The sequence below is a fragment of the Achromobacter xylosoxidans genome, from assembly GCF_014490035.1.
Lineage (GTDB): Bacteria > Pseudomonadota > Gammaproteobacteria > Burkholderiales > Burkholderiaceae_B > Achromobacter > Achromobacter bronchisepticus_A.
This window is the reverse complement of sequence record NZ_CP061008.1, coordinates 3,234,250-3,254,745: the sequence shown is the minus strand read 5'-3', so window position 1 is coordinate 3,254,745 and position 20,496 is coordinate 3,234,250. Positions and strand designations below refer to the sequence as shown.

General features: G+C 67.3%; 22 protein-coding genes. 12 read left to right on the top strand and 10 right to left on the bottom strand.

Annotated features, from left to right (window positions below):
* Positions 1-171 precede the first annotated feature (171 nt).
* The gene (locus tag IAG39_RS15255; protein WP_054453967.1) at positions 172-1,188 is read left to right on the top strand and encodes an LLM class flavin-dependent oxidoreductase; all 1,017 of its coding nucleotides are present in this window, start codon (positions 172-174) and stop codon (positions 1,186-1,188) included.
* Positions 1,189-1,355: 167 nt separating this feature from the next.
* A complete protein-coding gene (locus IAG39_RS15250; RefSeq protein ID WP_013394055.1) occupies positions 1,356-1,730 on the top strand; it encodes a thioredoxin family protein in 375 nt (124 codons plus the stop codon).
* A 30-nt stretch (positions 1,731-1,760) separates the two neighbouring features.
* On the opposite strand, the gene IAG39_RS15245 is transcribed toward IAG39_RS15250, so the two are convergent.
* The 5 genes from IAG39_RS15245 to IAG39_RS15225 form a co-directional block, all read right to left on the bottom strand.
* On the bottom strand, positions 1,761-2,348 hold the full coding sequence (locus IAG39_RS15245) for an IMPACT family protein (RefSeq protein WP_059380102.1): 588 nt from the start codon (positions 2,346-2,348) through the stop codon (positions 1,761-1,763).
* A 27-nt stretch (positions 2,349-2,375) separates the two neighbouring features.
* Positions 2,376-3,182 carry a transporter substrate-binding domain-containing protein gene (locus IAG39_RS15240; protein WP_118932053.1) on the bottom strand — a complete coding sequence of 269 codons (807 nt, stop codon included), beginning with the start codon at positions 3,180-3,182 and terminating at the stop codon, positions 2,376-2,378.
* Positions 3,183-3,200: 18 nt separating this feature from the next.
* Positions 3,201-3,974: an ABC transporter permease gene (locus tag IAG39_RS15235; protein WP_054453964.1), complete on the bottom strand. Its 774-nt coding sequence runs from the start codon at positions 3,972-3,974 to the stop codon at positions 3,201-3,203.
* Positions 3,971-4,969: an ABC transporter substrate-binding protein gene (locus IAG39_RS15230; protein ID WP_059380084.1), complete on the bottom strand. Its 999-nt coding sequence runs from the start codon at positions 4,967-4,969 to the stop codon at positions 3,971-3,973. Before IAG39_RS15230 ends, IAG39_RS15235 begins: the two co-directional genes overlap by 4 nt.
* Before the next feature lie 73 nt (positions 4,970-5,042).
* Positions 5,043-5,813, bottom strand: a complete 771-nt coding sequence (locus IAG39_RS15225; protein ID WP_118932054.1) for an ABC transporter ATP-binding protein — start codon at positions 5,811-5,813, stop codon at positions 5,043-5,045.
* Between the two features lie 275 nt (positions 5,814-6,088).
* Here IAG39_RS15225 and IAG39_RS15220 point away from each other — a divergent pair, with 275 nt between their 5' ends.
* Genes IAG39_RS15220 through IAG39_RS15190 form a run of 7 tightly spaced genes read left to right on the top strand, consistent with a single transcriptional unit; the run spans position 6,089 to position 11,962 of the window.
* Positions 6,089-7,330, top strand: coding sequence for a CaiB/BaiF CoA transferase family protein (locus tag IAG39_RS15220; protein WP_118932055.1), 1,242 nt, complete (start codon positions 6,089-6,091; stop codon positions 7,328-7,330).
* Between the two features lie 48 nt (positions 7,331-7,378).
* Positions 7,379-8,344 carry a Bug family tripartite tricarboxylate transporter substrate binding protein gene (locus IAG39_RS15215; RefSeq protein WP_118932056.1) on the top strand — a complete coding sequence of 322 codons (966 nt, stop codon included), beginning with the start codon at positions 7,379-7,381 and terminating at the stop codon, positions 8,342-8,344.
* Between the two features lie 10 nt (positions 8,345-8,354).
* Positions 8,355-8,834, top strand: coding sequence for a MaoC family dehydratase (locus IAG39_RS15210; protein WP_059380080.1), 480 nt, complete (start codon positions 8,355-8,357; stop codon positions 8,832-8,834).
* Positions 8,831-9,613, top strand: a complete 783-nt coding sequence (locus tag IAG39_RS15205) for an enoyl-CoA hydratase/isomerase family protein (protein ID WP_118932057.1) — start codon at positions 8,831-8,833, stop codon at positions 9,611-9,613. The genes IAG39_RS15210 and IAG39_RS15205 overlap by 4 nt, the downstream gene beginning before the upstream one ends.
* Positions 9,614-9,618: 5 nt before the next feature.
* On the top strand, positions 9,619-10,014 hold the full coding sequence (locus IAG39_RS15200) for a Zn-ribbon domain-containing OB-fold protein (protein WP_118932091.1): 396 nt from the start codon (positions 9,619-9,621) through the stop codon (positions 10,012-10,014).
* On the top strand, positions 10,011-11,168 hold the full coding sequence (locus IAG39_RS15195; RefSeq protein ID WP_059380078.1) for a thiolase: 1,158 nt from the start codon (positions 10,011-10,013) through the stop codon (positions 11,166-11,168). The genes IAG39_RS15200 and IAG39_RS15195 overlap by 4 nt, the downstream gene beginning before the upstream one ends.
* A gap of 17 nt (positions 11,169-11,185) precedes the next feature.
* A complete protein-coding gene (locus IAG39_RS15190) occupies positions 11,186-11,962 on the top strand; it encodes an SDR family NAD(P)-dependent oxidoreductase (protein WP_059380077.1) in 777 nt (258 codons plus the stop codon).
* A 51-nt stretch (positions 11,963-12,013) separates the two neighbouring features.
* On the opposite strand, the gene IAG39_RS15185 is transcribed toward IAG39_RS15190, so the two are convergent.
* The gene (locus IAG39_RS15185) at positions 12,014-13,618 is read right to left on the bottom strand and encodes an ABC-F family ATPase (RefSeq protein ID WP_059380076.1); all 1,605 of its coding nucleotides are present in this window, start codon (positions 13,616-13,618) and stop codon (positions 12,014-12,016) included.
* Between the two features lie 235 nt (positions 13,619-13,853).
* Between IAG39_RS15185 and IAG39_RS15180 the strand changes: the two genes are divergently transcribed.
* Genes IAG39_RS15180 through IAG39_RS15170 form a run of 3 tightly spaced genes read left to right on the top strand, consistent with a single transcriptional unit; the run spans position 13,854 to position 17,370 of the window.
* Complete coding sequence (locus tag IAG39_RS15180) at positions 13,854-15,431, top strand: CHASE2 domain-containing protein (RefSeq protein WP_118932058.1); 1,578 nt, start codon at positions 13,854-13,856, stop codon at positions 15,429-15,431.
* A 6-nt stretch (positions 15,432-15,437) separates the two neighbouring features.
* Complete coding sequence (locus IAG39_RS15175; RefSeq protein WP_059380074.1) at positions 15,438-15,794, top strand: hypothetical protein; 357 nt, start codon at positions 15,438-15,440, stop codon at positions 15,792-15,794.
* 7 nt (positions 15,795-15,801) lie between these two features.
* Positions 15,802-17,370, top strand: a complete 1,569-nt coding sequence (locus tag IAG39_RS15170) for a M48 family metalloprotease (RefSeq protein ID WP_059380073.1) — start codon at positions 15,802-15,804, stop codon at positions 17,368-17,370.
* Positions 17,371-17,406: 36 nt separating this feature from the next.
* Here IAG39_RS15170 and IAG39_RS15165 read toward each other — a convergent pair whose 3' ends face one another.
* From IAG39_RS15165 to IAG39_RS15150, 4 genes are all read right to left on the bottom strand, one after another.
* The gene (locus IAG39_RS15165) at positions 17,407-18,444 is read right to left on the bottom strand and encodes an LD-carboxypeptidase (RefSeq protein ID WP_118932059.1); all 1,038 of its coding nucleotides are present in this window, start codon (positions 18,442-18,444) and stop codon (positions 17,407-17,409) included.
* Positions 18,441-18,932 (bottom strand): tRNA adenosine(34) deaminase TadA, encoded by a 492-nt coding sequence (gene tadA / locus IAG39_RS15160; RefSeq protein WP_059380071.1) that lies wholly within the window; start codon positions 18,930-18,932, stop codon positions 18,441-18,443. The genes IAG39_RS15165 and tadA overlap by 4 nt, the downstream gene beginning before the upstream one ends.
* A gap of 10 nt (positions 18,933-18,942) precedes the next feature.
* Positions 18,943-19,791 (bottom strand): HAD family hydrolase, encoded by an 849-nt coding sequence (locus IAG39_RS15155; protein WP_059380070.1) that lies wholly within the window; start codon positions 19,789-19,791, stop codon positions 18,943-18,945.
* 111 nt (positions 19,792-19,902) lie between these two features.
* On the bottom strand, positions 19,903-20,382 hold the full coding sequence (locus tag IAG39_RS15150; protein WP_118932060.1) for a hypothetical protein: 480 nt from the start codon (positions 20,380-20,382) through the stop codon (positions 19,903-19,905).
* Positions 20,383-20,496 lie beyond the last annotated feature (114 nt).

Below are 20,496 nucleotides of genomic sequence, written 5' to 3'. Positions count from 1 at the left end.
GCAGGAATAGCGGAAATCAATCAACCCGCCGCACCATAAGGTTGCTGGCGGGTCCGCTTGATTTCACCGATACACTCCCCATGTATAACGGCATATGGAGTCCGCCTTGCGCCTTACCCGCTTTGTTTCCGCCCCGCTGTCCTGTTCCACCGTGTACACGGAGGTTTCCGCATGAGCAGCCTGGCACGCATCCCTTTTTCCGTACTGGACCTGGCCCCGATTGTGCAGGGCCGCGACGCGGCTGACGCCTTCCGCAACACGGTTGCGGTCGCGCAGCACGTGGAACGCCTGGGCTACAAACGCTTCTGGCTGGCCGAACACCACAACATCAACGGCGTGGCCAGCAGCGCCACGGCGGTGCTGATCGGCCACGTGGCCTCGCACACCAGCACCCTGCGCGTGGGCTCGGGCGGCGTCATGCTGCCCAACCATGCTCCGCTGATCATCGCCGAGCAGTTCGGCACGCTGGAAACGCTTTACCCTGGCCGCATCGACCTGGGTCTGGGCCGCGCACCCGGCAGCGACGGCGCCACGCAGCACGCCTTGCGCCGCGGTCCGCGCAGCGGCTTGGAATTCCCTGCGCTGGTCGAAGAATTGCGCGGCTTCCTGGCGCCTTCGCGCCCCGGGCAACCGGTGCGCGCGATTCCCGGCGAAGGCCTGGACATTCCGATCTGGCTGCTGGGTTCCAGCGATTTCAGCGCGCGGCTCGCCGCGGAGCTGGGGCTGCCCTTCTCCTTCGCGGGGCATTTCTCGCCTGAAGGCATGGCCGCCATGCGCCTGTACCGCCATTTGTTCAAGCCGTCGGCAACGCTGGCGCGGCCCTACGCCATGATAGGCGTGCCGGTCGTGGCCGCCGAAACCGATGAGGCCGCCAGGCGCCAGGCCACAACCCAGCAGCTGAAATTCCTGTCGCTGGTGCGCGGCAACCGCCTGCAGCTGCAGCCGCCCGTGGACAGCATGGACGGCCTGTGGAACGAATGGGAGCGCGAGGCGGTCCATCAAAGACTGGGCGCCGCGATCGTGGGCGGCCCGGATACCGTCCGGCGCGAACTGGAAGCGCTGGTCGCCGAGACCGAGGCCGACGAAGTCATGATCGTCTCGGATTTCTACGATATCGCCGACCGCCTGCGGTCCTTCGAGATCGTCGCGTCGTTGAAAAACGGCGCCCCGGCAAGCACCGCGGCCTGAGGGCCGCAGCCCGCGCCCCTGGCGCCAACCATTGCGACGCGGCCATTACCCGCTCTACTATCGTTCTAAAGCACCGAACGCCGCCGCAACGCCCCATCGGGTCCGGGACGGGCATACCCCGGGCCTCTGAGACCGCTTTTTACGCCGCTCGCCGGCAAGGATTCAAAATGAGTATTGTTGAACTCACCAAAGACAGCTTCCAGGAAGCCATCACCCCCGACGGTACGCTGATCGTCGATTTCTGGGCGCCGTGGTGCGGCCCCTGCCGCGGTTTCGCGCCGGTCTTCGAGCAGGCCGCCACCGAGCATCCCGACGTCACCTTCGCCAAGGTCAATACCGACGTGGAACAGGAACTGGCCGGCGCACTGGGCATCCGCTCGATCCCGACCCTGATGGTCTTCCGCGAGAAGGTCCTGCTGTTCTCGCAACCGGGCGCCCTGTCGGGCGGCCAGCTCAATGAGCTGCTCGCCAAGATCAAGGAAGTGGACATGGAAAAGGTCCATCAGGAAATCGCGGCTGCCCAGAACGGACAGGACGCCTGAAAACGCTACGCTGGCCCGTGCCCCCTGGGATCAGGACTCGACTTCCCAGGCCGCACGGCCGCGCGTGATGTTGGCGGCGGTCACTTCCAGGTCCGCCACCGCTGCGCGCGGCACCGTGAACCGTAGCGCCACCCCTTCTTCGTTGAAATCTTCTTGCAGGATGGCCGCGCCTGCCTGAGCCAGGCGCGACTTCAGCAACGCCAGTTCGCCAAAGCCGCAAGCGCAGGCGACGGTTGCAAGATCCACGATCTCGGTCCGGTCCCCAAGCCGCAGGCAGTTGGCCGCGCAGCCCCCGTAGGCGCGCACCAGTCCGCCTGCGCCGAGCTTGATGCCCCCGTACCAGCGCACTACCAGCACCGCCACGCGATCCATGTCCTGGCCTTCAATGGCTTGCAGGATGGGACGGCCAGCCGTGCCTCCCGGTTCGCCGTCGTCATTGAAGCGGTATTCCTGGCCGATGCGGTAGGCCCAGCAGTTGTGGGTCGCTTCCGCGTCGCTGTGCTGGGCAAAGAAGCGCATCGCTTCGTCCACGCCGGACACCGGCGCCGCATACGCGACGAAGCGGCTTTTCTTGATGTCTTCCTGGTAGGTGCAAGGGGCGGTCAGCGTGTGCGTCATGACCGGCATTGTATGTGCCGGCAGCCCCTAGCCGTGGCAGTCAGGGACTTCCTGATCGAGGTACACGTCGAAGGCCACATCGCGCGCCCACTTCGCGGTCATGGCCTTCCAGGCGCCCGCACGATCCCAGGCGCGCATTTCCTGGCTCAGCCAGTTGCGGCTGGCGGAGTCGGCGGCCGGCAGCAGCCACACGCGCTCGCGCCGGGCGCCATCGGCCGCCAGCGTCGAGGAGAATTTCTTCCATTCCGGAAAGCGCACCAGCGGCTCCCAGACCGCGTCGTCGACCAGGCCGATGTCGCAGTTGCCTTCGCGCACGGCGACCAGCGCATCGGACGGCACGCGGTAGGTGCGCACCACGGCGCCCCAGCTTTCGGCCAAGGCGCGGGAAGCGGTTGCGGCCTCGGCCATGCAGACGCTGCGGCCGCGCACGTCGGCGGGCCGGCGCAGGCTGGTATCGCTGCGGATCACGGCCTTGGGACGCGCGGCATAGCCCGTGGCCTGCGTCGCGACGGTGTCCGGTTGGCCCGACTCGCCGTCGGCCAGGGCCAGATCGACCTGTCCCGCCGCCAGCGCGGCAGCGGCCTGCTCCTGCGGCAATTGCACCAGGCGCACCGGCAGTCCGAGGCTCTGCCCCACTCTGTCCGTCATTGCCGCGTCCAGGCCGTCCGGCGTGCGGATCTTGGCGCCGGCCGCAGGCGGCGGCGCCAGGTAAGGCACGCCCACCACCAGCTCGCCGCGCGCCCGAGCCGCCGCGAAGGCGTCGGACTGCGCCTGTGCGAAACCCGATGCAACCAGGCAAGCGCCGAGGACCAACAGACGGATGCGGCCGATCATGCGGAACTCCTGTCGCCCTTAAACGTACTGATAGCGCAGCAGGCGGTGCTTGAGGTTTTCAAGCACGAACTGATCGATCAGCGCGGCCAGCACGGCGATGACCAGGATGTTGGTCATGACGCCGGTCATGTCGGCGATTTCGCCAGAATAGGCCAGCGAACGGCCCAGCCCCTTGCCGAAGCCGATCAGCATTTCCGCCGAGATCAGCGCGCGCCAGGCATTGCCGAAGGCGAGCTGCGCGCCGGTGATGAGCTCGGGCATGACGGCCGGCAGGTAGACCCGCTTGACCAGCCCCCAGCGCGTGGCGCCCATCACGCGCGCCGCCGACACGTGCACGCGCTGCACCGATTCAGTCGCGTTCATGACGCTGAGCGCGGCCGGGAAGAAGGCGGACAGCGCCACCACCACGATGATCGGCGTATTGCCGAAGCCCATCACGATCAGGAACAGCGGCACCCAGGCGATCGACGGAATCGACTGCAGGATGACGATGGCGCTGCGCAGCACTTCGCGAAAGAAGAACAGCACCGCCGCCACCAGGCCGAAGCCGATGCCGGCCGCCAGCGCCAGGCCGTAGCCCGCACCCAGCCGTCCCAGCGTGCCCAAGAGGCTCTGGTGGAAGGACTGCTTGCCCAGGTCTTCGACCAAGCGCTCGACCACGGCGGGCACGCCCGGCATCAGGAAGTCCGGCAGCGCGAACGCCGCCAGTTGCCACAAGGCCAGGATGAACAACACGCCCAGAACGCCCGCGAAGTGTTTGCGGGCGCCGGTGACTCGGGTAGATGCGCTCAAAGCTTGCGAGCCTCTTGCCAGGACAGGTCGACGATGCTGGAGACGTCATACGGCTTGCCGTCGCGGGTCTTCAGCGAACCCTGGGCCTGCAGGATGTCGGCGATTTCCTGCATGCGGCGGGTGTCCTTGTCGGTCAGCTTGGGCGTGAAGACCTGCGTGCCGATGGCCTCGGCGATGACGGTTTCGCGCGGCAGCTCGCCACGGGTCAAGGTCTTCAAGGTGGGCTCGGCGATGAAGTACGACGCGATCAGCTTGGAAGCCTGCGCGGGTTCCTTCTGCAGCAGCTGGATGGCCTGGTTCTGCGCATCCAGCGCCTTCCAGACGTCGTCCTTGCGCTTGGCCAGCGTTTCGCCGGAGGTGATCACCACCATGCACGGGAACGGCCAGGCCTGACCGACTTCATAGATCTGCTTGACCGGCGCCACCAGCTGCGCAATGCGGTCGTAGGGTTCGAACAGGAAGGCCGCGTCCACGCGCTTGCCCACCAGCGACTGGACCGCCACGGCCGGGCTTACGCCCATGACGTTGACGTCGTCCGCGCCCAGGTTGCCCTGCTTGAGCACCACGCCCTTCAGGACCACGTCGGCGGTGCTGCCTTCGGCCTGGGAAGCCAGGGTCTTGCCCTTCAGCCCCGCGATGTCCTTGATACCGGAGTCTTCACGCACGATCAGCGAGTGGTAGCCCTGCTGCGCACCGCCCACCACCTTCAGGTCCGCGCCCTTGGAAGCCCAGGCCACCGCGTTGGTGAAGCCCAGCACGCCAATGTCCAGCTGGCCGCCGACAATCGCCTTGATCAGGTCGGTGCCCGACTTGAACTCGATCAGTTCGGAATCCAGGCCGGCCTTTTTGTAATAGCCGCCCTCTTGCGCGACGATGGCTTGCGCATCGTCCATCACGCGCAGATAGCCCACGCGGAATTTCTCGGCCGCCATCGCGGGGGCCGCCGCCAGCAGCGCCGCAGCCAGCGGCAGGGACAGCCATTGCTTCAGTTTCATGGGAAGTGCTCCAAGGTATGCAGAGCCGGCCGGCGCGCACGCGCCGCCAGCAAGAATCCAGAGATCCGGGGGGTCAGGCCGCCAGGGCCAGGTCGGCGTGTTCGCCGGAACCGTCCACCGCGATGCCGAGCAGGCGCAGGATCTCGCGCTTCTCGGCCGCCAGGCCGGACAGGTCATGGGTCTTTTCGCGGTGCGCGAGGTTGAACTCGCGCAGCACGCGGGCCGGGCGCGGGCTGAAGACGATGATGCGATCGGCCAGGAACAAGGCCTCGTCCACGTCGTGGGTCACCAGCAACACGGTGGGCTTTTCCTGGGCGATGAGCTGGCGCAGCACATCCTGCAGGCTCAGGCGGGTCAGCGCGTCCAGCGCGCCGAAGGGCTCGTCCATCAGCATGGTCTGCGGCTGCGCGATGAAGGCCCGCGCCAGGGCGGCGCGTTGGCGCATGCCGCCGGACACCTGATGGGGGTAATAGTGTTCGAAGCCGGCCAGGCTGACGCGCGCCAGCCACTGGCGCGCGGCTTCGCGGGCGCGGGGTTTGGGCGTGTTCTGGAATTCCAGCGCCAGCGCCACGTTGTCCTCCAGCGTCAGCCAGGGGTACAGCGCGTGCTCCTGGAACACCAGGGTACGGCTGGGATGGGGGCCGGCGACCGCCTTGCCGTCGGCCAGGACGCTGCCTTCGGTGGGGTTTTCCAGGCCGGCCGCCAGATGCAGCAAGGTCGACTTGCCGCAGCCCGACGGGCCTACCAGGGCGACCAGTTCACCGGTCTTGATTTCGCTGGTAAAGCCGTCCACCACCGGCAGTTCGCCGAAGTGCTTGTGGACATGGTCGAAGGTCAGATTCATGGAACGTATCGTGGCGGGCCAAAAACGAGCCTCCAATCTAACAATTCGTTATATGAATCCAAACGATCAATATTGAATGTCTTAACTTCTTTTCGTAATAAAGAACCCGCCCACGGCATTCTGCCGCGATTGGCTACAAGCGCTGAATGGCCGCCCTGATTCCGCCGCCGATACTCAATTCGAATCGATAACGCGCAAAACGATATTGGACCCACGCCCCTCCGGTCATTAAGGTGGATCCCGGACATAACGGGGCCCACCCCGATCGGAGCGACATGGAGCGAGACAACACCGCCGCCGCGCAACCGCGCGGCGCGCTATCCCATCTGAAGATCCTGGACCTGACGCGCGTGCTGGCCGGCCCATGGGCGACGCAGACGCTGGCCGACATGGGCGCGGACGTCATCAAGGTGGAGCGCCCCGCGCACGGCGACGACACGCGCGGCTGGGGGCCTCCGTTCCTGACCGGCGCCGACGGCGCGGAGACCCGGGACTCGTCCTACTTCCTGAGCGCCAATCGCGGCAAGCGGTCCATTACCGTGGACATCGCCACGGCCGAAGGCCAGGCGCTCATCGCGGAACTGGCGAAGGACTCCGATGTGCTGGTCGAGAACTACAAGGTCGGCACGCTGGCGCGCTATGGATTGGACTACGACAGCCTGCGCGCCATCAATCCGCGCCTGATCTATTGCTCGATCACCGGCTTCGGCCAGGACGGACCCTACGCGCCGCTGCCGGGTTACGACTTCGTGTTCCAGGGCATGGGTGGGTTGATGAGCATCACCGGCGACCCCGCCGGCGAGCCGATGAAATCCGGCATCGCCATCACGGATCTGCTGACCGGCGTCTACGCCAGCACGGCGATTCTTGCCGCTGTCGAGCACCGCCACGTCAGCGGCGTCGGGCAGTACATCGACATGTCGCTGCTGGACTGCGTGATCACGATCTCGTCCTACCAGGCCATCAACTATTTCCTGTCCGGGCGGGTGCCCCAGCGCATGGGCAATGCCCATTCCAACATGGTTCCGTACCAGGTGTTCGCCTGCAAGGAAGGCTCGGTCATCGTCGCGGTCGGCAACGACGGCCAGTACCGCGCTCTCTGCGACGCCATCGGCCGCGCCGACCTGGCCGCCGACGAACGCTACGCCACGGCCGGCGGGCGCAACCGGAACCGCGACACGCTGATACCCCCGATCGCCGAGGCGATGCTGGCGCGCACCATGCAGGAATGGGTGCAGATACTGCAGGCGGCGAACGTGCCCTGCGGGCCCATCTACAACATCGAACAGGTATTCCAGGATCCGCACGTGCGCCATCGCGGCATGCAGCTGTCGCTGCCCCATGCCGCCGGCGTGGACACCCCGGCCGTGGCCAATCCCATCCGCATGCGCGACACGCCCATCCGCTACGGCCGCGCCGCCCCCACCCTGGGCCAGCACACCGACGACGTGCTAAGCGAACGGCTAGGCCTGGACCAGACCCGCATCGCGGAGCTGAAAGGCCGCGGAATTATCTGACCCAGCCGCCGGGCAGGCGGCCACGACAACAACCCAGGAGACACCACCATGCGCATCACCACCGCCGCAGTCTGCGGCGCCTTGACCCTGGCTGCCCTTGTGGCCGCCCCCGCATCGGCCCAGGATGCGCCCGTCCGCTTCATCGTGCCTTACCCGCCGGGCGGCGCCGCCGACCAGATCGCGCGCCTGGTGGCGCAGGAAATGAGCAAGGGCGGCGGCGCGACCATCATCGTGGAGAACAAGCCGGGCGCGGCCGGCATGATCGCCGCCGATTACGTCGCCCGCGCCAAGCCCGACGGCAAGACCTTCTTCGTCGGCTCCAACGCCCCGCTGGTGGTGAACCAGGCGCTCTACGCGAAGATGACCTACGACCCGGCCAAGGACTTCGTCCCGGTCTCGGGCATGGCCAAATCGCCGCTCTTGCTGGTGGTCCGCCATGACCTGCCGGCGCGCGACGTCAAGGCCTTGATAGCCCTGGGCAAGCAATCCCCCGGCAAGCTGACCATGGGCTCCGCCGGCACCGGCAATATCACCTATCTTGCCGGCGAATACGCCGTCAGCAAGTTGGGCTTCCAGGTCACGCACGTGCCGTACCAGGGCAGCGCGCCCGCCATCGTCGGCCTGATGGGCAGCAGCACCGACATGATGTTCGACGCCCTGCCCTCCAGCATGACGCAGGCGCAGGCTGGCAAGATCCGCCCCTTCGCCGTGCTCGACGACAAGCGCTTCGCCGGCCTGCCCGACGTGCCTACCGCCGGCGAACTGGGCTATCCCGGCATCGATGCCAGCGCCTGGTTCGGCCTGGTTGCGCCCGCCGGCACGCAGGCCGCCGTGGTCGACCAGATGAACCGCGGCGTCAACCAGGCGCTCGCGCAGCCGGAACTGCAGCGCAAGCTCGCCAGTATTGGAGCCGTGGCCATGCCGGGCAACGCCCAGGTGTTCGCCGCCTTCGTCCAGGCCGAGCGCGACCGCTGGCTGCCGGTCGCCCGCGACCTGGGCCTGAAGGCTCAGTAAAGAGGCCGCCATGATCACCTTGGACTCCATCGAGGCGCTGCGCGCCTTCTCCGGACAGCCTCCCGCGCTGACTCCCTGGCAGACGGTCGACCAGGACACCATCAACCGCTTCGGCCTGGCCACCGGCGACACGCAGTGGATCCATATGGACCCGCAGCGCGCGCAGGCCGAATCGCCCTACGGCGCGGCCATCGCCCACGGCTTGCTGACGCTCTCGCTGCTGCCCAGCCTGTATGCGTCGGCGATGCGCTTTCCGAACCGCAGGCTGGCGGTGAACTACGGTTTTGACCGCGTGCGCTTCACCCAGGCGGTCAAGGCCGGCGCTCGCGTGCGCGGCGCGTTTGCGCTGACTTCCGTCGACGAACTGCCGGACGGCCAGGCCCGGCTGGCGTGGGACGTGCGCATCGATATCGACGGCGAGCAAAGGCCCGCGCTGGTCGCGCGCTGGCTCACGCAGATCGCCTATCACACAGGCAAGGAGCAGGCATGACACTGAAGATCACCCGCCACGGCGCCACCGCCGTGCTGGCCATGGACCGCCCCGACCAGCGCAACGCGCTCAGCCTGGAAATGCGCGAGGCGTTCGCGCGCGCCCTCCCGGAACTGCGCGAGGATGACGGCATCAAGGCCGTCGTCCTGACGGGATCGAGCGGGCATTTCTGCGCCGGCGGCGACATCAAGTCCATCGCGCAGGCGCACGCCCAGGGCCTGGACGCCTTCGAGGGGCGCGCTCGCATCCGCAAGATCCACCAGTGGTACGACGCGTTGGTGGACCTGGAAAAACCCGTCATCAGCGCGGTGGAGGGCGTGGCTTTCGGCGCCGGCCTGTCGCTGGCGCTGTGCGCGGACTACGCCATCGCGCGGCGCGGCGCCACTTTCTGCGCGGTGTTCGCCCGCCTCGGCTATGTGCCCGACATGCTGGGCATGTATCTGTTGCCGCGCGCCGTCGGCCTGGCGCGCGCCAAGGAGCTGGTGTTCACGGCCCGGGTCTGCGACGCCGAGGAAGCGCTGGAACTGGGACTGGTGCAAGCGCTTTGCGACGGCGATCCGCTGGAACAGGCGCTGGCCATGGCCGAACGCTTTCACAACGCTCCGACGCAGGCGCTGGGCCTGGCCAAGACCATCATGAACCGGACCTTCGAGTCCAGCCGCGAAGACATCTACACGCAGGAAGCCATGGCCCAGGCCATCTGTCGCGACAGCGCCTTCCACCGCGAAGCCGCCCGGCGTTTCGTGGAAAAACTGCCCCCCGCCTACAAATGGGACTGAACGACATGCCCACGCCAACCCAAACCGCCGAACCGGGCCCGCAGGCCCGCTACGAGGCCTATCTGAATGAAGGCCGTTTCATGCTGCAGCGCGACCGCGCCAGCGGCGAATTTTTCTTCTATCCGCGCGTGGCCGCGCCGCGCAGCGGCTCGCGCGATCTGGAATGGGCCGCCCCGAGCGGCCTGGGGCGCATCTACGCCGCCACCGTCATCCATCCCCGGCCGCCCGAAGCGCCCTACGGCGTGGTGCTGGTAGACCTGGACGAAGGGCCGCGGCTGATGTCGCGGGTGGACGACATTCCGGCGCAGGAGGTGCGCGTCGGCGCCCGGGTGCGCGCCCGCGTCGTCCAGGAGGCCGGATGCGGCGTGCTGGTGTTCGAACCCGTGGCGGAGCAAGCATGACCCAAGACCGTTTCCCGCGCGGCAAGTCCGCCATCGTCGCCGCCGCCACCTATGGCATCGGCCAGACCCCGGGCATGAGTTCGATGGACCTGGCGGTCCAGGCCAGTCTTGCGGCCCTGGACCAGGCGGGGCTGCGCCCGGACCAGGTCGATGGCCTCTTCATTGGCCTGCCCGATGACTTCATGTCCGGCCTGGGCTTTGCCGAATACCTGGGCATCTCGCCTCGCCTGACCGAGAACAACCGCACCGGCGGATCGTCTTTCCTGACGCACGCCATGTGGGCCGCGCTGGCCCTGGAAGCGGGGCAATGCGACGTGGCGCTGATCGCCTACGGCAGCAATCAGCGCAGCGGCGCGGGCAAGCTGGTGAGCTCCATGCGCCCTGCCCCCAACGAAGCGCCCTACCGGCTGGCGCGTCCGGTGGGCGCGTATGCGCTGGCGGCTTCGCGCTACGCCCACCAATACGGCCTGAAGCGCGAACAGCTGGGCGCGGTGGCCATCGCCGCCCGCCAATGGGCCATGCTCAATCCCGAAGCCTACATGCGCGAACCCCTGGACATGGCGCAGTACCTGTCGGCCCGCATGGTGGCCGAACCCTTGAGCGTGCGCGACTGCTGCCTGGTCACCGACGGCGCCGCCGCCGTGGTGATGACCCGCGCCGACCGGGCCCGCGACCACTGCGCCCGGCCCGCCTACCTGCTGGGCGCGGCCGCGGCCACCGACCACCGCGAGATCACCAACATGCCCGACCTGACGGTAACGGCCGCCACGCGCAGCGGCGCGCGCGCCTTCGCCCAGGCCGGCGTGCGTCCGCAGGACATCGATGTACTGGAGCTGTACGACGCCTTCACCATCAACCCCATCCTGTTCCTCGAGGACCTGGGCTTCTGCGCCAAGGGCGAAGGCGCGGCCTTCGTCGAAGGCGGCCGCATCGCGCCGGGCGGCGAGCTGCCCGTCAATACCAACGGCGGCGGCCTGTCCTGCGTGCATCCCGGCATGTACGGCCTGTTCACCATGGTCGAAGCCTACGTGCAGCTGGCCGGCCTGGGCGGCGCGCGCCAGGTGCCGGGAGCCAGCCTGGCGCTGGCGCACGGCAACGGCGGCGAACTCTCCAGCCAGGCCACGCTGATCCTGGGCACGGCCGAAACGCTTTGAACTCCACAAGGAAAACCATGAACCACACTGCTTTTCTGCTGGACCAGCGCAGCATCATCGTAACGGGCGCCGCCCAGGGCATAGGGCGCGCCATCAGCGAATTGGCCATGCAATTGGGCGCGCGCGTGACCGCCGTCGACATGAACGCCGACGCGCTCGCCGCGTTTGAGCGCGAGGCGCCGCAAGGCCAGCTGCTGACCCTGGCCGGCGACGTGTCGGACCCGGCATTCGCGGCCTTGGCGGTCGAGCGCGCGGCGCAGCATTACGGCGCGGTCGACGGCCTGGTAAACAACGCGGGCGTCACCCGCACTGCAATGATAGAAAAAATGACCCAGGAAGCCTGGCAAAAGGTGATCGACGTGCACCTGACCGGATCCTTCCAGTTCCTGCAGGCCGTCGGCCGCCACATGCTGGCGGCGGCGCGCGAAACGGGCAAGCCGGGCGGCTCCATCGTCAACATCACCTCGGACGCGGGCCGCCGCGGCACCATAGGCCAGATCAACTACGCCGCGGCCAAGTCGGGCGTGCTGGGCCTGACGATGAGCGCGGCGCGCGAATGGGGCAAGTATGGGATACGCGTCAACACCATCGGCTTCGGCGTGGTGGAAACGCCCATGACGGAGACCATACGGGGGGACAAGTTCCGCGACACCTATCTGTCGCAGATCCCGCTGGGCCGCTTTGGCCAGCCTGGAGAGGTGGCGTGGCCGGTGTGCTTCCTGCTGTCGGATGCCGCCTCGTACATGACGGGACAGCACCTCTATGCCAATGGCGGCATGACCATAGGCATGTAAGGCGGATGCGGAACCGCGGCCAGGGTCTTCCGGCCGCGGTCTGCGCCGGCCTCAGCCGTCGATGCCGCGCGAGCTCAGGTAGTCGTCGTAGCCGCCGCGGTAGTCGACGATCTCGCCCGAGGGCAGGATCTCGATCACGCGCGTGGCCAGGCCGGACACGAACTCGCGGTCGTGCGACACGAACACCAGCGTGCCTTCGTACTTTTCCAGCGCGAACTGCAGCGACTCGATCGATTCCATGTCCAGGTGGTTGGTGGGCTCGTCGAGCAGCATGACGTTGTGCCGGCCCAGCATCAGGCGGCCGAAGGTCATGCGGTTCTTTTCGCCGCCGGACAGCACCTTGGGCGCCTTGGGCAGGTCATCCGCCGAGAACAGCAGGCGGCCCAGCACGGAGCGGATCGACTGGTCGTCGTCGCCCGGCTGGCGATGGTCGCCCATCCAGTCCAGCAGGTTGATGTCGGTCTGCAGGAACTGGTCGGAGACGTCCTGCGCCATGTAGCCCAGGTCGGCGTTTTCGGACCACTTCACTTCGCCCGAATCTGGCTGCAGATCGGTTGCCAGCAAGCGCAGCAGGGTCGTCTTACCCACGCCGTTGGCGCCGATGATGGCGATCTTTTCGCCCGCGTCGACCATCGCCGAGAACTTGCGGATGACGGGCGCGTCGTAGGCCTTGGACAGGTTTTCGACGGTGACCGCCAGGCGGTGCATGACCTTGTTCTGCTCGAAGCGGATGTACGGATTCTGGCGCGACGAGGGCTTGACCACGACCTGGTCGGCCTTGATACGGTCGATCTGCTTCAGGCGCGAGGTGGCCTGGCGCGACTTGGACTTGTTGGCGGCGAAGCGGCGCACGAAGTCCTGCAATTCGGCGACGCGTTCCTTGGCCTTGGCGTTGTTGGCCACCAGGCGCTCACGGGCCTGGGTCGAGGCCAGCATGTAGTCGTCGTAGTTGCCCGGATAAATGCGGATCTCGCCGTAGTCCACGTCGGCCATGTGCGTGCACACCTGGTTCAGGAAGTGGCGGTCGTGGCTGATGATGATCATCGTGCTCTGGTAGCTGTTGAGCACGTTCTCCAGCCAACGGATGGTATTGATGTCCAGGTTGTTGGTCGGTTCGTCCAGCAGCAGCACGTCCGGGTTCGAGAACAGGGCCTGCGCCAGCAGCACGCGCAGCTTCCAGCCCGGCGCCACTTCGCGCATGGGCAGGTTGTGCTGGTCGACGGCGATTTCCAGGCCTAGCAGCAGTTCGCCGGCGCGGGCTTCGGCGGTGTAGCCGTCGTACTCGGCGAACTTGGCCTCCAGGTCGGCCGCGCGCATGTAGTCGTCTTCGGTCGCTTCCGGATTGGCGTAGATGGCGTCGCGCTCGGACATGGCGGCCCACATCTCGGTGTGGCCCATCATGACCACGTCCAGCACGCGCAGGTCTTCAAACGCGAACTGATCCTGGCGCAACTTGCCCAGGCGCACGCCCGGCTCCAGCGACACGTTGCCCGCCGAGGGTTCCAGGTCGCCGCCGATGATCTTCATGAAGGTCGACTTGCCGGAACCATTGGCCCCGATCAACCCGTAGCGGTTGCCTTCCCCGAACTTGACGCTGACGTTCTCGAAAAGGGGTTTGGGACCGAACTGGATGGTGAGATTGGCGGTGGAGATCACGGTATGTTTGAGTCTTTTGGCGTCCGGGGACGCATGCGGAGAAACCCGATAGTGTACCAAGCATCCGTGAATCGCATCCAGGCGCGGCAGAGCGCCGCCTGAAGCATCTGGAAATGCAGCATGCCATTTAATGTCATAACGTAAATATTTGTATTAATTGGGGTACTATTGCGGGTGACTCAGCGCCTACGGCCGCCAGGCCCGTCAGGCGGTTGCAACCCAGCTCCCCCGCTACGTGGCAGACGCCAACCACTCCTCCGAGAAAGTCGAGCTTTCCTATGGCCGGTCGCTGATCGTGGCGGCCATCGTGGCGATCGTGATGCTGTGGGCGACGCCCCGGCTCACCCCCAGTTCCGACCTGCTCACCTATGCGGCGGCCCGGCTCCAGGCCCGGCTGGTCGGGGGCCATTACGACATTGCGCGCCGCAACGACACCACGGTCGTCCTGATCGACGACGATTCCCTGGACCAGCAGAAAGGCGCCTGGCCCGTGCCTTACCGGACCCATGCGCGCTGGCTGCGCAACATCGGCCTGATCCACAAGCCCAAGGCCATCTTCCTGGACATCACCTTCGGGCGCGAGCGCGACGACCCGACCCTGCCCGAGCTGGCCGCCGCCCTGTGCGAACTGCGCGACGCCAACATCCCGGTGTTTCTGGCCGCGCTGCCCGATGCGCAGGGCGACCTGCGCCTGCGTTCGGGCCTGGAGGCGCCCGCGGGCGAGAAGCCGTGCTTCACCATGGTCGACGTGCGCTACACCCCCAGCAAGGTGGACCGACTGGTATGGAGCTACCCGCTCTGGTCGGGCGAACATGCGCGCAGCGCGGCGCTGGCCATCGCCCAGGACGCGGCCGGCGTATCCATCACGCCCACCCGCGAAGCCATGGCCTTGACCTGGGGCGTCGACAACCTGGACCAGCGCCGCTTCAGCATGGAATGCCGGCAGGCCCGCGGCGGTTATGTGGAAATGCTGCCATCCTATCTGCGCAGCCTGCTGGGCGACCCGAACGCCGCCCAGCCCATCTGCCCGTACACGCGCGCGCTGACCCTGTCCGAATTGCGCGCGCCGGATGCCGACGGCGCCCGCCTGGCCGACATGCTCACGGGCCGCTACGTCATGATCGGCGCCGCGCTCAGCGGCTTCAACGACACCGTGCTGTCGCCGGTGCATGACGCCATTCCCGGCGTATTCATGCACGCCATGGCCCTGGACAATCTGCTGACCTATCAGGACGACTACAAGCGCGCCCTCGAATGGGAGATCTGGCCGCCCAATGTCCTGTGGCTGCTGGGCATCCCCGTCGTCATGCTGGCCCATTTCCTGCATTGGCTGGCGCAATGGCTGCGCGGCAATACGCGGCTGGGCGGCCGGCTGCTGGCCCCGCCCGCCGAATGGCGACTGTTTGCCGACGCGCCCGCCCTGCCGCTGCCGCCCGCCGCGCACACTGGCGGCGGCTGGAAGGCCAAGGCCGGGCGCCTGTCCGCCCTGCTGCGCGACCGCGCCGCGCGCCTGTGGCTGGCGCGCTGGCTGGCATCCAAGCTCTGCGTCGCGACGTTGCTGCTGCTGCGCAAGGCTGCCGCCATCGTCCTGTCCTCGCTCATCGTGCTGTACATCGTGCTGCTTGCGCAGCGCTGGCTGAACGTGGGCACCCTGCCCATCGTCGACCTGGCGATCATGGCCCTGGCCGCGCACTGGCTCGGCTGGACCAATCGCGCCACCGCCTTTCTTTTTGGCAAACCGGATGCCGCTTCCGCGCCGGCGTCCCCGACACCCGCGCGGGAGCCATCGGCTACCCGCCCGCAACAGGAGTAGAAACGCATGCCCAAGCCCTCCTCCCTGATCACCGCGCTGGCTGCGGCCGCCCTGGCGCTGACTGGCGCAAGCGCCGCGGCGGCCGACGCCATCGTCGGCCTGAACCTCAAGCCCGTGCCGCTGTACGCCAAGTCGGACGGCGGCGCGCCCGCGGCCAAGTCCGACGGCCAGGGCATGCCCTGGCCCGTGCTCGAAGAAGCCAATGAGTTCTACCACGTCAAGATCGACGGCAAGGACTACTGGGTGGACAGCATGCACGTGCGCATCGCGCGCGGTTCCGCCGCGCAATGCGGGCCGGTGATCAAGGGCGTGCCGCCGCCCACCGGCTCGACCGCGGGCGCGGGCGAGAACGTCTGCCGCTGAGCCGCCCATGCGATCCTCCCACATCCTGCGCATGGCCGCCGTCTCTGGCGCGCTGCTGCTGAGCGCCTGCTCCACGCTTCCCGGAGGCAAGGGTTTTTCGGTCACGGCCGGCCAATTGCCCCCGCCTCCCGCCGACCGGCAATGGCCCGACGCCAGCCTGGACGCGCGCAACCAGCGCGCCCAGGGCATGGGCCTGGTCGCCATGCCGGAGATGGAAACCTACCTGAACGGCCTGCTTGGCCGGATCAAGAACGCCGCGGGCGTGCCCGGCTGGCCGGGCGCGGTCCACGTGACCTCGTCATCGGCGCTGGAAGCCTACAGCACCGGCGCGGGCAACATCTACCTGTCCATGGGCTGGCTGGCCTCGGCGGAATCCGAGGACGAGATCGTCGCCATCCTGTCCCATGAATTCGGCCACATCTACCTCGACTACCACCAGATGGAATCGGTCAATGCCGCGGGCGACCAGGTCGCGACGCTGGCGGCCGTGGGCGTGGCGCTGGCTCGGAAGGCCGGCAGCGCCACTGGCTGGAGCCCCGTGGACAGCGTGATCGCTTCGTATACGCTGGGCAAGAACATGCTGGTGCCGGCCTGGGGCCGGCAGCAGGAGGAAAACGCCGACCGCTTCGGCGCCACCGTCAGCCTGGAACTGGGCTACTCATATACCCAAGGCTTCAAGGCGTTCCTGGAACGCCAGGCCACCTGGGAAGCCGAGAACGCCAAGGTCCAGGCCGAAGCGCGCCAGCGCATGCTCGAGCAGATCAAACAGGCGGCGGCCGACAACACCCGCAAGCAAGAGGCGGCCAAGGGCAACAACATCGCCCCCCTGACCGAGATGCAGGCCTCGCTGAATTCTGGAGTCGCCGGGGCCAGTGAAGGTTTGCGCACCGGCCTGGACGACATCTGGAAGAAGCTGACCGTCAGCCATCCCGATACCGGCGCGCGCCTGGCTGCGTTGACCGAACAGGTCATGCCCTTGATGGCGGGCAAGCCTCGGCCCCCGGCGGCAGCGGCGCCTTGGAACAAGGCCCGCGCGCAACGCCGCACGGCCGCGCTGCTGAAGAACTACCAGACCGCGGCCGAGGCGCAGCAGGCCTTGCAGGCCCAGGACTACCCGCGCGCCCGCAAGCTCGCGGCCCAGGCCGCATCCGGCCCCAGCGCCACGCACGCCCTGCCCTTGCTGACCTTGAGCATGGCGCAGGCGGAATCCGGCGCGCGCGGGTCCGCCCTGCTGGACCGCAATCTGGCGTCGGAACAGGACCGCGCCTGGCAGGTGTATGTGTTGCGCGCCAACAATCTGCTGGGCGCGGGCCAATCCGGGCCGGCCGCCAGGATCATGGGCCAGGGCTTCGAGTACTTCCGCGGTTCGGCGCTGGCATGGCCTGAAGCCATCCGCTTCTACGGCCAGACCCAGGGCTGGGACCAGGCGCGCAAGCTGGCGCAGGAATGCGCGTCGCGCTTCGCGAGCTATGCCGGGGAATGCAGCAAGGCGGCCCAGTCGCCCGCCGAGCAGGCCGAGGCCAAGCGACGCAGCGAGCAGAAAGCGCAATCGCTGGTCGACAGGCTGTTCAAGTAGCAATGAGAAAGGGGCGCTCGGCGCCCCTTTTCTTTTTTAGTGCGTGTGTTCGTCCAGCACCAGGTGCGCCATGCCCTTTTCGGTGGCCAGGCCCACCTTCTGCCCGATGGGCAGCGTCGCCTTGGTGGCGACATGGCCATACGGCAGCCCCGTCACCACCGGCACCTTGACCGTCTTGCGCAGCCAGGCCACCACTTCGTGCAGGTCGTAGCCGTTGTCGTGCGGCGCCAGCTTGTAGTCCGTGAAGCGGCCCAGCACGATGGCTTTTTGCTTGCCCAGGATGCCGGCCTGCGCCAGCTGGATCAGCATGCGTTCGATGCGGTAAGGATGCTCGGCCACGTCTTCCAGGAACAGGATGCCGCCGCGCACCTTGGGCATGTAGGGCGTGCCCAGCAAGGACGTCAGCATGGCCAGGTTGCCACCCCACAGGATGCCGCGGCAATCCACCGCATCGGCGTCCTGGGTTTCGAAGCTGAGGATTTCCAGCTCGCCGCGCATGATCTCGCCGAACAGGGCTTCGGTCAGGTCGTCGACCTTCTTGCCGCCGAAGTCGTAGACCGCCGATGCGCCGGTATAGCTGACCGCGCCGGTCTGCGCCAGCAGGCCCAGGTTGAAGGCGGTGAAGTCGCTCATGCCGACGAAACGCTTGCCGCTGTCGGCCATGGCCTTCCAGTCGATGGCAGGCAGCAGCCGGCCCATGCCGTAGCCGCCGCGCGTCACCATGACGATGGGCAGCTTCTGCTTGGCGGCGCGCGTCAGGCTGGCCAGGCGCTGCGTGTCGGTGCCGGCAAAGCGCTGGTGCTGCGCGTAGGCGGTACGGTCGACGGCGGTCTTGAAGCCCTGCTGCTGCAGCCTTTCGCGCGCCAGCTCGACGGCGGCCGGATCGCGCACCGCGGAAGACGGCGAGATCAGGTAGATGCCGCGGGCGTCGGGCAGCGCGTGGGCGTGGCTGTGGTCATGGCCGCAGTCTTCATCACATTCGTGGCCTGCATGACCATGATCGTGGTTGTGGTCATGGTCGTGCGCGGCGGCCGCTTTCGCGCCGCGCGCCTTGGCGCCTTGGGATTTGCTCATGCTGCGGATTCCTTGCTGCGGCGTTCGCGGAAGAACCGGCGCAGCAGATCGCCGCAAGGTTCCGCCAGCACGCCGCCGGTGACTGAGGTGTGATGATTGAGTTTGGGGACCGAGCCCACGTCCAGCACGCTGCCGCAGGCGCCGGTCTTGGGGTCGTAGGCGCCGAACACGACGCGCGCGAGCCGCGCATGCAGCATGGCGCCGATGCACATGACGCAAGGCTCCAGCGTGACGTACACGGTGATGCCCGGCAGACGGTAGTTTTCCAGCGCGCGCGCGGCGCCGCGCAAGGCGACGATCTCGGCGTGGGCGGTGGGATCGTGGTCGATGATGGTGCGGTTGTAGCCGCGTCCCAGGATGTCGCCCTGTGCCGACACCACCAGCGCGCCCACCGGCACCTCGCCGATGTCATAGGCGGCCTGGGCCTCTTGCAGCGCCAGTTCCATGAAGCTGGCGTCCTGCGCGGTCCAGGGTTGGACCGCCGCCATCGGGATAGCCTCAACCACGGTACACCCGGGACTTCAGTGCGATGCGGCCGGCCAGGCTGGTCACGGCCTCTTCCAGCCACTGGTAGAGTTCGGCGTGCTCGTCGTAGCGGGCCTGGTTCAGGTTGGACACCCGGCCCTCTTCGATGAAGCCCCAGGCCCGGCTGCGCTTGTCGCGATGCTTGGGGTCCCACACGCCGAAGGCGAAGCCGCCGGCGCGGCGGATCAGCGAAAAGCACGGGATGTCGGTGTAGCCGTCGCCGACGAACACCATCTGGTCGAACGGCACCCGCAAGCGGTCCTCGGGCACCTTGCGGTTGACCTCGAAGGGCTTGTTGCGGAAATCGCGGCCGATGATGCCTTTCTGGATGTGGAACAGGTAGCGGGTCTTGTCGGTAAAGCTGACGATGCGGCGCGGAAACGCGATGCCGCCATCCGCGCCGTAAATGAATTCGGACGCCCAGATCTCGGTGAACTCGTGCGCAATGGGGGTGGACCGGACCACGTCGCCGATACCGCTGGAAATCAGGTAGAACTCCAGCTGCACTTGCGGCTGTTCGGCCCGCACCGCGGCGCGCAGCCGCTGGAACAGCGTGGGTACGCCGTCGTGCAGTTCCAGCCGGGCGCCCCAGTCCTTCAGGCGCTGCTGCGTGATGAGGCCGTGCTTGCCCGATTGCGACAGCTGGATCATCTGGTACAGGTAGGCGGGCACGGGGTCCCAGTCCTGCTGCGAGAGCAGCGGATCGACCTCATCCTTCCAGAAGGATGCCGTGTCCACGCCCATGCTTTCCAGGAAGCCGGACGTGCTGTCCGAGGCCAGCGTGTCGTCGAAGTCGAAAATCAGGGCGATGACGTCGGACATGTATATGCGTGAAAAAGGGGCGACAGCCGCCATTTTGCCTGAATGTGGCGGCGGCTGCGCCCCTGGAGGTCCGAGCGGGGCCGCCCTGGCGGCCCTTGTTCCGGCTGTCGCTTACTGGCGTACCGGCGAGGTCATGGGCGCCCCGGGCGCCGGCGCCATGCCCGGCGCGCCGGCCGCGGGCGGCACGGTGTCGGCCGGCACCTGGATCACGGTTTCACGCAGCACGCCCCCGCCCTGCACGCTGCCGCGCACATTGGTGGGCGAGGTCATCTGCGTCACGCAGTCCTGGCGCGATGCGGCCGGCAGGCGGTTGCAGCGGTCCAGCATGTTCTGCTGCAGCTGGTCGTTGCTGCCGTCCTTGAGGTTGTTGCGGCCGCTTTCCTGGCGCGCCGCGCCGGCTTCGCGCATGCAGGCGGCCTGGTCCTGGCCGGTGGCGCCGCTCTTGCATGCCGCCACATCCTGCTGATACTGGGACTGAGCTGAGCCGCGGCCGGTCGCATCAGCCGCGTGGACCGCTCCCGCGGCCAACATCAGGCCAGCGGCACAAAGCGTCGCCGCGAGGCGTTTGACATGCATGGGTCGTGTAGTCATGGTCAGCTCCTTGAAGTTGATTGAACCGTTACCCACTATCCCACGATGACGCTTCCGCTACATGTCCAGCGACGTGAAATCGTAAGACTACGTTTCAATTGCCGCGACGCAACA